This window comes from Clostridium sp. UBA4548 (assembly GCF_002387895.1).
GTDB lineage: Bacteria > Bacillota > Clostridia > Clostridiales > Clostridiaceae > Clostridium_J.
Genome location: NZ_DGLI01000048.1, coordinates 263,636 through 278,558, shown reverse-complemented (window position 1 = coordinate 278,558; position 14,923 = coordinate 263,636). Strand labels below are relative to the sequence as shown.

Genomic DNA, 14,923 nt, shown 5'->3' with positions numbered 1-14,923 from the left:
TTCGCCAAGGAACCCTATATAAGAAACCAAAGTTAACACTTGATTTAAATATGAGACTACCTTAGTTTCTTTAAAGCTTTTGAGAATGATAAAATAACCTTCCATTTCAAAAGCTTATAGTATTCCTTAAAACATTAGTATCTAAACTAAACCTGTTGTTCCCTGTTGTTTTTCTTTTTAACTATATTAATTCCTATTCCTATGGCTCCTGCCAGTACTAAAGTAATCATTCCTCCAATGACCCCAGAGATACTTGTACCTATATTGTCTCCAAGTACAGTCCCTTTATCTTCACTTTTTGAGTCTTCTGATTCTTTTTTAAAACCATAGTCTGGTAGTATACCTGTGTTCTCTTGTAGCTCTTTCGCTTTTTCATGAGTACTATACTTAGCTTCCATTTCTTCTTTTCCTGAGGTTTTAAACATGGCCCATTCTAATCCATCAGGGTTAGAGGATGCAACCAAGGATAAAACTCCTCCTATAAATACTGAAGCTACCAAAAGTGGTATAACAACTTTTTTCAATGATATTATAGTACTAGTCTCATTAGAGACTTTCTCTATAGTATTAGGTCTTGCAGTCCAAACAAAGGATATTACTGTTGCAGAAATTATACCCTCAACTACTCCAATAGCAAGGTGTATTGGTTGCATTAAGGCTACAAAGGTTACAAAAGGTAACTCTGTTTTCCCTGAGAAGAAAGTTTGTAATACTACACTTAAAGCTCCCAGCTGAAGTCCAATAATAGATGATAATATAGCAGCATAAATAATTTTCTTTTTAGAATATCCTTTGCTTAAAACTTTTTTATAAATTAAAGGATATGCTATAAAGCAAGTATAGAACCCTAAATTAAATATGTTGCAACCCAACGCTATAAGTCCTCCATCTGCGAAAAACAAGGCTTGAATTGTGAGAATACAAGCCATAGCTATAAAACCTGCATAAGGTCCAAGAATTGCTGCTAAAAGCATGCCTCCACCTAAATGTCCACTAGAGCCTGTACCTGGTATGGTGAAATTTATCATTTGTGCTGCAAAAATAAAGGCTCCCATGACCCCCATTAAAGGAATTTTCTCCTCTTCTAAATCTACTTTTAGTTTTTTTATAGAGTAAGTTGCTACTCCCGCTGTAGCTACCCACATAGTTCCACCAACTATAGGTGAAATTAGTGCATCTGCCATATGCATAAACATTCTCCCCCTTTTTAAATTCATACTAACCTTATAAGCAAATAATTTAATATGAATTTAAATAAAAATATAAGCTTTTATTCCTATATAAATTTCATTTCGTTAATACTATTATATAATATATGTTATATAAGTAAAATTTTACATCTATAAATTATTATTCTTCGACTATGAATGTTTTTAATGAAACAATATTATTAAAAGTAACTATAGTAATAATTCTTTATTATAATCACATTAATTATATAGTAAAATAATGTTAAAGTCTATAAAGGCTCAGATACCTCCATCATATATCACTAGCTTGTTGTTACATAGACATTAATAAGATAAAGTTTCACCTTAAAAGTCTATATGCTATGATTTAATTATAAAATTTGTATTAAAATTGAATTTTGAAAGGGGTCTAAAAATGAATGTGTTAGACAAAGAAGAGGTTATAAACTTTCTTAAAGAACATGAAGAATTTTTTCACAGTGGAAAAACTAAGGATATCTCCTTTAGAATAGATAGTCTTAACAAACTAAAAGCTTCAATAAAAAAATATGAAAAAGAAATATTAGAAGCCCTATACAAAGATTTAAGGAAAAGTGAATTTGAAGCCTATAGCACAGAAATTGGGTTTGTTCTTGATAGTATTGGTTATATTAGTAAAAACCTTAAAAAATGGTCAAAGCCTAAGAAGGTTAAGACTCCAATACATCAAATACCTTCAAAAAGCTATATGATGTACGAACCCTATGGTACAGTGCTTATTGTGGGGCCTTTTAATTATCCTTTCCAGCTTCTTATTGAACCCTTAGTAGGTGCTTTAGCTGCTGGAAATTGCGCAGTATTAAAACCCTCAGAAAGTACACCTAACATTTCAGCATTAATAAAAAAGCTTATTGAAGAAACCTTTGATAAGAACTATGTAAGGGTTATAGAAGGAGAAAAAGAAACCACTTCGGCACTAATCAATGCTCCCTTTGACTATATTTTCTTTACTGGTAGTGTGCCTGTAGGTAGAATTGTTATGGAAGCAGCTGCGAAAAACTTGGTGCCTGTAACCCTTGAGCTTGGAGGAAAAAGCCCTGTAATTGTTGAGGAGAGTGCAAACTTAGATGTAGCTGCAAAAAGAATTATTTGGGGTAAGCTGATTAATGTAGGTCAAACCTGTATTGCTCCTGATTATTTATTAGTTCATAAAAATATAATGGACAAATTAATTTGTAAGCTTAAAGAAGCAATTGTTGATTTTTATGGGAAAGATGCCTCACAAAGTTCTGACTATGGTCGAATAGTTAACAGTAGACAAGTTAAGAGACTTGCTAATATAATAAACAAAGATAGGGATAAAATAGTATATGGTGGAAAAGTTAATGAAGAGGACTTATACATTGAACCAACCTTAATCAGCAATGTAACCTTTGAGGATAATTCTATGGAAGATGAAATTTTTGGCCCTATATTGCCAATCCTGGAATTTACAACTATTGAGGAAGCTATAACCACTGTAAATAGTAGACCAAAACCCTTAGCACTATATCTATTTACAGAAAACTCTTCTGTGGAGCATAAAGTTTTAAATTCCATATCCTTTGGCGGTGGTTGTGTCAATGATACTATTTCCCATGTGGCTACTCCGTTTATGCCCTTCGGTGGTGTAGGTAACTCTGGAATTGGTGGTTATCATGGGGAAGAAAGCTTTAAAACCTTCTCCCATAGAAAGAGCATCCTTAAGAAAAGTACGAAACTTAATATTAAATTAGTATTTCCACCTTATGGAGATAGAGTTAATCTTGTTAGAAAACTATTAAAGTAATAATTACAAAACTAAAATTGAAGGAGTGATAATAATGAGCGTAACAGGAGAAGAAAGACTTTGCCCTCTTTGTGGAAAAGATAATGGGTGCCAACATGGTCAAGGTGGCTGTTGGTGCGATACTGTAATAGTACCAAAGCATGTTATTGACATGGTTCCTGAGGAGAAAAAAGGTAAAGCTTGTATATGTAAGGCTTGTATAGAAAAATACAAATAATATCTAGAAAGCACTATAACCTTGAAAGTCTTCCAATAGAGTAGACATCTCAGGATTTATAGTGCTTTAAGATTAGCTATGAATTCCATAGTTATAACCTATCAATACAATTCTACATTAGACTTATCAAAGGATAATAATCTACTCTATTTCTGAATAAGGAATAATTCCCTTCTGGAATTAGACTTAGATCTTGAATAAATCTTCAACTTCTTCTTCCGTCATATTACTTATAACTACATCACTATGATTTTCACCATCCAACACACTCTGGATAATTTCCTTTTTCTTTTCTTGGAGTGCATATATCTTCTCTTCAATGGTTCCCTTAGTTATAAGCTTAATTACTTCTACAGTTTTTGTTTGACCTATTCTGTGTGCTCTATCTACAGCTTGATCCTCTACTGCTGGATTCCACCAAGGGTCAAAGTGAATTACCAGGTCTGCTCCTGTTAAATTAAGGCCAGTTCCTCCTGCCTTTAGGGAAATTAAAAACACCTCTGCACTGCCTTCATTGAATTCCTTTACCATAGCCATTCTTTCTAAAGAAGGCGTTGACCCATCTAAATACATAGAGTTAATTCCAACCTTATTAAGCCTTTCCTTAATATTATGTAAAATAGTAGTGAACTGAGAAAATAAAAGTATTCTATGCCCATTGGCGATGCTTTCTTCTAAAATATCATCCAAAGCTATATATTTACCGCTATCTCCTTTGTAGTTCTCTAAAAAGCTCCCAGGGTCACAGCATATTTGTCTTAATCTAGTTAATAGTGATAGGATTTTAAGCTTACTCCTATTAAAACCCTTTTCTCTAATTTCTTCTTTGATTTCTTCTTTGAAGGACTCCACGTAAGATGCATAAAGCTTTTTCTGTTCCTCAGTCATTTCTACCACCACTTTATGTTCAATTTTAGGTGGAAGTTCTAAAGCCACATCCCTTTTAAATCTTCTTAAAATAAAAGGTCTTATTAACTTTAGCAGCTCATTTAATACATTTTCATTCTTGTCCTTAACAATAGGAGTTTCAAAGTTTTTTGTAAATCTACCATGGGTCTTTAGGTAACCCGGCATAATAAAATCAAAGATAGACCAAAGCTCCGTTAATGAGTTCTCCATTGGAGTTCCTGTTAATGCAAATCTCTTTCCTGCATTTATTTCCTTAACTGATTGAGCATTTAAGGATGTTGGATTTTTAATGTGTTGGGCTTCATCTAAAATGCAAATGGAAAACCTGATTTTCTTATAATCTTCAATATCTCTTCTTATAAGAGGATAAGAAGTAATTACTACATCATGGCTCAACAATTCATCTCTTTGAGCTTCTCTTTCACTCTTACTACCTGATACCACTAGCACCTTTAAATTAGGTGCAAACTTTTCAAATTCACTAAGCCAATTATAAACTAGGGATGTTGGACAAACTATTAATGCAGGATTTTTAAGTTTTTTCTCTTCCTTTTCTGATTGAATATAAGTAATTCCTTGAAAGGTCTTTCCAAGGCCCATTTCATCTCCTAATATTCCACCAAAATCACAATAAGCTAAGGTTTTAAACCACTTGAAACCAATTTTTTGGTAATCCCTTAGGGTTCCTGTAATTCCCTTTGGCAGTTCATATTCTGCATCCTTTATATCCTTAATAGTATTAACTAATTCTCTAAAGGCTCTGTTCCGTCCAATGAACCCTAAATTATTATTCTTTATCTTATCATCTATATATAAAGAAGCATATTTAGGAAGAGTAATATTTCCCTTTGCAAATTTAGTTGCATCTATATCTAAACTCTCCACAAGAGATTGAAAACCTTCTACTTCATTATTTTGAAGTGGCACAATAAAACCATTCTTAAGCTTATGATATTTTTTCTTCTGCTTTAAGGAGCTGAATAACCCCTTTAACTCTTCCTTATCTACACCTTCAATACTGAATTCAAACTCTAACAAATTTGATTCATTTAAGGATATTGAAGATTTAAAACTCTTTGAAGAAATCACTCTTATTCCCTTAAAACTATCAGAGTAATAAACTTCTCCAAGTACATTAATTTCCTCCAAGCCTGCAGTGATAAAATCCATCACAGCTTCTTCATCTTTTAAATAAAACTTTCCCTTTTCCTTAGAAAATCCAAAATCCTCTAATGCTCTAAGACCTTGCTTCTCTTCCTCTAGGTTTCTTATTATAACTATGCCTTCTTTACTTCCTTTGCTTTCCTCTAAGTGAAAATCTACCTCTCCATAATTAAACACTACCTCACAACTAACCCCTTCAGTTTCCTTGTCTAGATAATATCTAATTCTTAAGGGTTCTTCCTTTACAAGACTACTGATACTTTTATCTTGATTAATATTCTTACTTATAGCCTTAAGACTAGGAATCACATATGTAGCCACCTCTTGAATGTGTTCTTTAGAAAAATCTATAGAATTATTTTTTCTTTTGCTTAAAACATCTAATATGGGCAAAAATCCACTTATTTGATTTTGAGAAGGCACATAAATTTTATTATTATATAGATAAACTCTATTGGTTTTATCTATGGTTTCTGGTAATTCATGTTCAAGAGTAAGTCTAACCTTATCCTTGTTTAAAGCAATATTAAAATCCAAAGGCATATCTTCAATAATCACTTCTATATCCTTGTGCTCCATACCATGAATTCTTGCATTTATGTATTTCTTATTTTTAAGCTTTAAAAACTTAATTAATTGAGAATCAGTGAAATGTACTTTTTTGCCGCTTAAAAGTATTGAGGATCTATCAATGTATATATTTCTACTTATAGCTTCATTCAAATCATATATTTCCTTAATTAAATCAATTACCTCTTGATCTTCCCTCAAAAAATAATGATTTTCTGGTTGAAAGGTAAAACCTTTCCCAAATTCAATATATTCTCTTCGAATAAGTCCGCCTTGGATAAATTCCTTCACATTTTTCACTACATATAACCTATCTATTCCAACCTTCAACTCCAAATGGTGGTTTTGATAATTAGAGGATGCAAATTCTAGAGTCACATTCATATTTACAGCTTGGCTTGGTTTGTAATTTTCATTTGTTACTTTTTTATAATAATTTAGCAGTTGATCTCCATAATTTACAACAGCTTTTTTACCACCAAAACCATTGTTTCCTTCTCTACTTAGTTTAATTAAAACTGATGAAATATGTTTGCACTTTTTAAAATCTGAGAAGGCTTTGCAAGTGCAGGAGCTAAAAAACTGTTCATTTAATCTATTCATAATTATTCTAACTCTATAATCTTGCAAATTATCGGCTGATTCCACTATGGAAGCTATAGATAAAATATTTGCACTATTTTCTATCACATCTAATTTTCTTATTTTATTTCTAAGATACATATCAAGCCCACGAAGATATATAATATCTCCAAAAGAGATTTTAATCCCCTCTTCGCTTATATTAAAATTCATAAACTACACCTCAATTTGAAACTACTATCTTTTTAATTATATCCACCAAGTGTTGTCAAATACACTTCTAACTCAGTTATATGAAATTATTCAAACTTCAAATAATCTTGCCATATGTACTTAAAGCATAAGCTTAATTATACCACAATTATGAGGTTCTAAGCTTGAAATTAATTTAACTAATGAGGAGATTCATTTTCTATAGGGGCTTTTTAGCATCATAATCTAACTTCTTAGAGGCACAAAGTATATAAAGCGTACCCTAATTAGAGTACGCCTACTTATAATTAATATCTATTTGGTCTGTTCAGCCTTCTTAAGATTCTTAGATAATGATTGGCTTCTCTTAATACATGGTCTGCAAGTAGTGGCAAAATAATAGATTTAACCTTGCATCCCAAAATTCCCTGTACGCCTTGAGTCTTGAAGTTTCTAAACTCCCTAGTGGTTCTTAAACTTTGTTGAGTTACAGTACCTAAATTACTCATGTTGCTTTTTAAATTTTCAGCTTCTTCAATAAGCTGATCATATCTCTCAGCAAATTCATTTGCAACATTAATTAATTCTGTCTCTGTAGGGTCTAACATCCCTCTTATGAATTCTGCATGATCTCCCATGATTTCGTTCCAGAAGGACTCTTGTTCAACAGCTTCCATGTCAATATCAACATTGGTCATTCTTTGAAGTCTTCTTAACATAGTTAGATAGAATCTAGTTTCATCTAAAATATGTTCAACTAAATGAGGATAAGCTAGGGTGAACATTTGGCAAGAAGCAACCCTTTTTATCAAAGTTTCTTTAAATCCTATTACTTCTCTTATAACTGGTATAATTCTTCTATTTAATGCAAATATATTTTGTGCACTGGCCTGTTCATCGAAATTCGGTCCAAAAGGTGCATCCTCAGGTATATTTTCAGGCTCTATATCCTCAGTTATAGGCAAGTTGCTTCCACCTAGACTTATCTCCATTTGCGTTATGTTTGTATCTATTTCAATTCCAGTGTAAAATTGAGTTGCTTTTTCTGCATCTAAAGTGTACTTAGTCACAAACTCTCCAGAGTTAAACTGATTAGGTCTAATAACTCCTTGAGATAATCTTACTGTTTCCATAAGTAATCTTTCAACTTCGCTTCTTAGCATATCCGCTTGTCTGCCATAATTTACATCCTTCAGAGTCAGTGAAGCTTTTACAAAGATTAAGTGTTCTTTTACAATTCTTAAGAAAAACAAATTCAACTGAATAGACTGGTTTACAAATCTTCTTCTTGTTAATTGTTGTTGTTCTCTAACTAACATATATTCTCCTTATTCAAATTGTTTGGCATTATTAATCAGAGTCAAAACGCCATATATATTCATTATATTTAATTATAGAAAAAAGGTTATTGTTTTTTGTAAGATAATGGGTTTATACTAAGACCTATATAATTTCTTGCTATCAGTCCTAATAAAACTACTATATTAGTCAATAAGTAACTAACTTCCCTTAAGCTTCTTTATAAATGGAAATTTGTCCATTAGAGATACAAATTGACCCAACTGAAAATTATTATTTAATATAGAAAACTTTTGGCAACTTTTATATAATATATTTAAAAACTAAATCTAATTTGCTTCCATAATGCAGATTAAATTTTATAAATAAAAGGAGCTTTTAATGATTACAATTATTTCACCAGCAAAAACCTTAGACTTTGAAAGTCCGAGATCAAACTTAGAGTTTACGTCACCTATCTTTCTAAAGGAAGCCTTTGAATTAGGAGAAGTATTAAGAAAGTTAACTGCAGAAGAAGTTGGTAAATTAATGAGTATAAGTGAGAACTTAGCCAAATTAAATTATGAAAGGTTTCAGACTTTAAATGATGTTAAATCCCAAAAGACCAAGGAAGCAATATTCGTCTTTAAAGGTGATGTATATAAAGGCTTAAACATTGAAGAATTTTCTCAAGAGCACATCCATTTTGCACAAGAAAACCTTAGAATATTATCTGGACTTTATGGAGTGTTGAGACCTTTAGACTTAATAAAGGAACATAGACTTGAAATGGGCACAAAACTACAGGTTAATTGCTCAAAAAATCTATATGAATACTGGGGAGAAAAGCTAAGTTTCCACATAGAGCAAGAGGTTTTAAATAGCAGCGGTGATAAGATTTTAATTAACCTTGCCTCAGAAGAATACTCTAAATCTCTTAACTTAAAACAACTTTCTGAAAAAATTAAGATAATGAATATCTCTTTCAAGGAAAGTAAAAATAATCAATATAAAATTATAGGAGTTCACGCTAAAAGAGCTAGAGGGCTTATGACAAGCTATATTATGAAAAATGGAATTTGCGAAGTAGCGAAAATTAAAGATTTCAATTTGGAGGGTTATAAATTTTCTGAGGATATGTCTAACGGAAATACTATAGTTTTTATCAGATAAACTTTTAAGCTAATTCTAACAGGGTAATTCTCCTACTATTCTTAAATAGAAGTTTTCTCTAAAGTTTTTTAAGTAGAGCTAAAAATCTTTAACAAGATTCTTGTGCTATTTTACTTCATAAACCTATAATAATAGGAAATCTACATCCTATGAGAATACACAGATTTCTATAAAAAAGGACAAAAATGCATCATTAAATAACACATTTTTGTCCTCTATTTTTAAGCCACTGATTTTAAAGCTTCTTCTCTATCATCGAATATAGCTTCTTCCCCCACTAGTTTCAAGAATCCCATACCTTTTAAAACCTTATGAGGCTGTTCTTGTATATTTGCTAGTAAAAGTTTGATATTATGTTTTTCACATCTTTTATAAAGATTCTCCAGAGCTTCCATGGCCGTAGAGTCTATAGCATTTGCATTTTTCATATCAAGTATTAACACTTCATAGGAAGAATTAATCTCTTTCATTACATCCATAAAATTATGAACTATCCCAAAAAATAAAGGTCCATTTATTTCATACACCAATATATTATCTTTAGAGTTATCATCTCTTACCTGTTCATCTTCTCCTTCACTGCATAATACCATAGTTTCTATCTTCGTAGTATCTGCAATTCGTTTCATGAAAAGGAACATAGCAAGTACCATTCCTATTTCAATAGCAACCACTAGGTCAAATACTACTGTTAAAAAGAATGTTATTAAAAGTATAGCTACATCGCTTTTTGGTGCCTTTAAAAGAGAATAGAAGGTTTTCCATTCCCCCATATTATAAGATACCAATATTAGTATAGCTCCTAAGGTAGTCATTGGTATTAACTTTGCCAAAGGCATGAACACTAACATTATTAAAAGTAAAGTTACTGCATGGACAATTCCTGAAATAGGACTTCTTCCTCCATTTTTCACATTGGCAGCAGTTCTTGCAATAGCTCCTGTAGCTGGGATTCCTCCAAACAAACCTGAAGCCACATTGGCTACACCTTGAGCTATTAATTCCATGTTTGAATCATGCTTTCCTCCTATCATTCCGTCAGCTACTACTGCGGAAAGTAGGGATTCTATGGCAGCAAGTATTGCAATAGTTAAGGCTGGACTTAACAAGTTTTTTATAGTGTCAAAACTTACCTTTGGTAACATTGGAACAGGAATTGTAGATGAAATATTATTAAATCTACTACCTATAGTCTCTACTGGAAGGTTAAATATATTAACCACCAAGGTAGCTACTATTAATGCAACTAATGAACCAGGTATGGTTTTGTTAATTTTAGGCCACAAAATCATAATAAGTAATGACCCAAATCCTACTAAAAATGCTATTAAATTAAAGGTATTAAGGTGCGCAAAATATGCTTCCCACTTCCCAATAAATTCTGCTGGTACTTTATCTATACTTAGTCCCAGAAAATCCTTTACTTGTGTTGAAAGTAAGGTTATAGCTATTCCTGAAGTAAACCCAACAGTTATTGGGTGAGGTACAAACTTAATCACACTTCCAAATCTAAGTAATCCTAAAACTATTAAAATAATTCCTGCCATAATTGTAGAGATAATAAGGCCCTCTATGCCATAACTTTGAATAATACCATAAACAATTACAACGAAGGCTCCTGTAGGTCCACCAATTTGAACTCTGCTTCCCCCTAAAAAAGAAATTAAAAATCCTGCTATAATTGCCGTTATAAGTCCTTTTTCTGGAGATACTCCTGAGGAAATTCCTAGTGCTACAGACAGTGGCAATGCTATAATAGCAACTATAATTCCTGCAATTATATCTTTTAAAACTCTTTCCTTAGTAATCTCCTTTCTTTCTATCATCCTTAATAATTTTGGTTTCATGTAACCATCACTCCTAAGTTTAGTTTTATTCCCTATAAAAGCATACTCCTGTGATTTTCTTTAGTCAACTTGTTTACCACCTTATTTCCATGCATGTATATATAATTTTTTCTTAAATAATTTTGTAAAATGAAAAAATCCTGCAATATTTCAAATATCACAGGATTTTATATTAATAATAATAAGTAAAGTTACTTTATAAACTTTTTGAAAATAATTATATATCTCTTATGTCTATGCTTTATACTTACTTACTAAAAAAACATTTCAAATATAGGAAGTATAAGTTCAAAAGCAATTAGGATTATAACTATCCATTCTAAAGTATTACCTTTTTTTGAATGCATAATGGTAGAAAATACTTCTATAACATTTAATAAAACTTCAGTTTTGTTTTTAATTTTTTCGAATCTTTCTGCAATGTCAAATAAATCAATTAGCTCTAGGTACAGCTCTTCAGCAAATTCATTTCTCCATGCAATATCTGGTTTATCTAAAAGCCTTAAGTAAGATACTATATCAAATTTGCCACGAAGTATCTTTGAAGATAACTTTGCAAGATCCTTATCTTTTAGAGTAAAAGCACCTCTATCTAAGTAATCCATCACACTTTCCACTTCATCAGTAAGAATTTCTATATCCTGCTCAATTTTATCCAAAGAAACAGATTTAGATAAAACTAAGGATAAGGTAGCCATATAGGTTTCATTCAGTGTTCCAATAGTCATAGAATCAAAGCTTATTTCTAACTCCTTATTTTCATCTACAAAAAGAGTAAATTCTTCGGTGTAATAGTTTTTGTTCATATCTTTAAAACACTTACTACTAATGTTTTTAAAATACTTGATAGCATCCATAACTTCATGGTATTCGAAGTTAACAAATACTATACTTCCAAAGTGATATAAAAATATATACTTATTTTCAGTATCTGACACTATTCCATTTAAGTTATTCTCTTTTAAAAGTATAGTATCTTCCCACTTTAATTTCTTGTTAAGATTAAAATGCTGTGCAATAATATTTAGTGCAATTTCATCACAAACATCATATGCAGTAAATTTATAGGTTTTCATCATATTACTTCATCTTTAAAACTTTGTTTAAAGACAAATATGCCCTCCCCTTTATATGTGATTTCAAATCTTTTTTTCTTTGGTTATAAAGACTTGATTATTTTATGCAAAATAAATTAAAAACTAAAATTATATATGAATCCTAATTGGGTTCTTTTAAGGCTTAATATAATTAATAGTTTTTCTTTAGAAGCCTTTAGAAATTTAATTTAAGAAATGCTACTATAGTGAACTAAAGTCAATACTTAATTTATATATGACCCTACCTTGGCTACCTTAAGACCTTTCGTGGCACATAAGATATTCTTTACCCATGGAAGCCTATAGTAATTAAAACTGATAATTTATATGTAACAATATGCTTGTATAATTATATCAGAAAACTTTGTTTTTGTAAAATCTACTAAATACTCAAGTAATTTTAGAGAAAAACAAATTAAAAAACCTCCTGCAAAAATTAAGTTTACAAGAGGATTTTACAAGCTAATTTAAATAACTCTTAAAAGTAAGTGTTATTTAAATTACGTTGAAACTTAGAGAACTTATGAGTTTGAATATTAATTAGTAGTTTATTCTTTTCCAAAGTTATTAGTTTAAATTAGGTTAAAACTCCCTCGCCATTCTTCTACCTTCTTCATAACTTTTATTTGTAACTTTTTCTAAGTCTTCTCCTTGAAGTACATTTGTAAGCTCAAGAGCTAAAGTCTTTACATCACAGATGCCGAAGAACCCTAGTATAGTTCTTATGTATTTGTCTCCCATTTCATAATCTGCAGCAGGACCCTCACTATATGCTCCACCTCTTGAAACAATATGAATTGCTTTTTTCCCTTTCTCAGCAAGTAGTCCAACAGCACCTTGTTCTGTATATTTAAAAGCTATTCCTACATAGCTTACATAATCAAAATACACTTTTAAAATTGCTGGAATGCTTAAATTCCACATAGGTGCAGCAATTATATATTTATCAGCTGATGCAAATAACTCAGCATATTCATAAACTTCATCCTTTACTCCAGAAAACATATTAGTAATCATTTCATTATCCAAAGGTCGTATATTTTCCTTATATAAATCTAAAACAATTATTTCATCACCTGGGTTTTTCTTTCTATACTCTTCTATGAATTCATTAGCAAGCTTGAAAGTGTTTGACTCGGAATCTGGTTTTGGGTTAGCTTTAATGTATAATACTTTTTTCATTTTATTCCACCTCTTATTATGTATTTATCCCCACTATTTTTTGCAATGCAAATGTATTTATACATTTAAATAAATTAACTACCTTCCTAAATACCTCTTAGTACTCAGGTCTATCCACATACCTGGATAAAACAATATTTAAATTACCATTTCTGCATCTAAGTTCATCTAAAAATTCTTTTTCACTGACGCCTTTTTTCATGGTTATCATATAAGAGAGTTGAAATAGACTTCCTAAATCTGTAGTCTTTACCTTTATAAGCTCATAGTTTGCAACATGCTCCATAAAAATACTATCAAAAACTCCCTCATAGTCTAAGTCCTCTGGAATAGTAATTTTAAGTACCTTCTGTTCTAGCTTTTGTCCTCCAAAATTAACTAAATTAAGAAGAAACATAAGAATACAAAGAAATGTTGTAAACAATGCTGCATACCCAAAAGCTCCAACTCCACAAGCTAGACCTGCTGCCATAGTAAATAGCACATAAGCTATATCCTTTGGCTCCCCTGGAGCACTTCTAAATTTAATCATTGAAAATGCACCTGCTAAGCTAAAAGCTCTAGCTACATTGCTACCAATTAAAAGTACAATTATTGCGATAACTGTTGGTACAATAACTAAGGTAAGGGAGAAATTTTGAGAATATCCCTTACTTTTATTAGTGGTTTTCATATAAGTTAAGCTTATGATTCCTCCTAAGATAAAAGATACTACTATAGTTAATATTGAACTTATTAAAGATATTGATGTACTAACTGTGGTTGCACCGAATAAACTGCTGGACATTGCTTCAAACATGGTTCAAATTCTCCTTTCAAACTTCTTTCTCTTAATAATAATTTCTCATATTCCTTTCCATACTTTGAAAAACTCGTTTTAAATACTTTATATTCTGAAAGCATACTAGATAACCAAAGAGGGATATTTTTTTCTGCCTTTATTTCCATAAGCCATTTACCTTTATCTAATAAACTTTCTCCATAATCTCCCTTTTCAAGAGCTAAATCATATCTTCTTGTTCTTATATTAGTATCGAAGGTTATCCTTAAATCCCTATTTACCTTGCTAAAAAGAGCTTTTCTATCGTAAGCCAAATAAAGCTTTGGTTCTAAATCATAAATACTTAAAATATACTGAATTTCATTTATAACCTGTTTATTCATATAAGCTTTGATTTCTGGTTTTTCACCTGTAGCAACAAAATTATAGGCTTCTTTTAATGTTAATTTTGTTCTTCTTTTATTTACTACATCACAAACCTTTTTTTTAATTTCTAAATAGACTTTTTCATCATCTCCTGGAATTCCATAGGACCTTAGTCGAAGCTTTTCCTTGTACCTTGGTTTAGATAAAGATGTTCTTATTAAATGATTGTCCTTTGTATCATAATAAATATTGCTTATAGTATATAAATCATTGCTCTTATTGTATTCATCTAGTTCCATATGCTTTATAAGCTTCTCTTGAATTTCTCCAAATACAGCTTCTTCTATTAAATACTTACATTCATGCCTGTTAAAAACCTCAATGGCCATGCTCTTACTCCCTTCCTTTACCTGGTTGTCTTATTCTTATGTATATTATTTTATAGTGACAACCTTAAAGAAACCTTAAATGCTTTAAGGAAAATAAGAGTAAAATAATTAATACCTATAAAATCAGAAAAGTATCTTAGTGGCTCTAACTACTTATGAGTTAAGGTTAATTTAAGGTT

11 protein-coding genes are annotated in these 14,923 nt (G+C 30.9%); 3 read left to right on the top strand and 8 right to left on the bottom strand.

The features are described from left to right. Positions 1-146: 146 nt before the first annotated feature. Positions 147-1,190 (bottom strand): energy-coupling factor ABC transporter permease, encoded by a 1,044-nt coding sequence (locus B3040_RS18795; RefSeq protein ID WP_291576675.1) that lies wholly within the window; start codon positions 1,188-1,190, stop codon positions 147-149. A gap of 415 nt (positions 1,191-1,605) precedes the next feature. Between B3040_RS18795 and B3040_RS18790 the strand changes: the two genes are divergently transcribed. Next, positions 1,606-2,997, top strand: coding sequence for an aldehyde dehydrogenase (locus tag B3040_RS18790; protein ID WP_291576673.1), 1,392 nt, complete (start codon positions 1,606-1,608; stop codon positions 2,995-2,997). Between the two features lie 34 nt (positions 2,998-3,031). Beyond that, on the top strand, positions 3,032-3,214 hold the full coding sequence (locus B3040_RS18785; RefSeq protein ID WP_291576671.1) for a cysteine-rich CWC family protein: 183 nt from the start codon (positions 3,032-3,034) through the stop codon (positions 3,212-3,214). A gap of 186 nt (positions 3,215-3,400) precedes the next feature. Here B3040_RS18785 and B3040_RS18780 read toward each other — a convergent pair whose 3' ends face one another. Continuing rightward, on the bottom strand, positions 3,401-6,652 hold the full coding sequence (locus B3040_RS18780; protein WP_291576669.1) for a DEAD/DEAH box helicase: 3,252 nt from the start codon (positions 6,650-6,652) through the stop codon (positions 3,401-3,403). A gap of 287 nt (positions 6,653-6,939) precedes the next feature. Beyond that, complete coding sequence (locus B3040_RS18775) at positions 6,940-7,950, bottom strand: DUF2935 domain-containing protein (RefSeq protein ID WP_291576667.1); 1,011 nt, start codon at positions 7,948-7,950, stop codon at positions 6,940-6,942. A 361-nt stretch (positions 7,951-8,311) separates the two neighbouring features. Here B3040_RS18775 and yaaA point away from each other — a divergent pair, with 361 nt between their 5' ends. Then, a complete protein-coding gene (yaaA, locus tag B3040_RS18770) occupies positions 8,312-9,082 on the top strand; it encodes a peroxide stress protein YaaA (RefSeq protein ID WP_291576664.1) in 771 nt (256 codons plus the stop codon). A gap of 221 nt (positions 9,083-9,303) precedes the next feature. Here yaaA and B3040_RS18765 read toward each other — a convergent pair whose 3' ends face one another. From B3040_RS18765 to B3040_RS18745, 5 genes are all read right to left on the bottom strand, one after another. After that, positions 9,304-10,929: a SulP family inorganic anion transporter gene (locus tag B3040_RS18765; RefSeq protein ID WP_291576662.1), complete on the bottom strand. Its 1,626-nt coding sequence runs from the start codon at positions 10,927-10,929 to the stop codon at positions 9,304-9,306. Between the two features lie 254 nt (positions 10,930-11,183). Beyond that, positions 11,184-12,008, bottom strand: a complete 825-nt coding sequence (locus tag B3040_RS18760) for an RMD1 family protein (protein WP_291576660.1) — start codon at positions 12,006-12,008, stop codon at positions 11,184-11,186. A gap of 600 nt (positions 12,009-12,608) precedes the next feature. After that, positions 12,609-13,208 carry an FMN-dependent NADH-azoreductase gene (locus tag B3040_RS18755; RefSeq protein ID WP_291576658.1) on the bottom strand — a complete coding sequence of 200 codons (600 nt, stop codon included), beginning with the start codon at positions 13,206-13,208 and terminating at the stop codon, positions 12,609-12,611. Positions 13,209-13,305: 97 nt separating this feature from the next. Next, positions 13,306-14,007 (bottom strand): DUF4956 domain-containing protein, encoded by a 702-nt coding sequence (locus B3040_RS18750; protein WP_291576656.1) that lies wholly within the window; start codon positions 14,005-14,007, stop codon positions 13,306-13,308. Next, complete coding sequence (locus B3040_RS18745; RefSeq protein ID WP_291576654.1) at positions 13,944-14,744, bottom strand: polyphosphate polymerase domain-containing protein; 801 nt, start codon at positions 14,742-14,744, stop codon at positions 13,944-13,946. Before B3040_RS18745 ends, B3040_RS18750 begins: the two co-directional genes overlap by 64 nt. Positions 14,745-14,923: the final 179 nt, after the last annotated feature.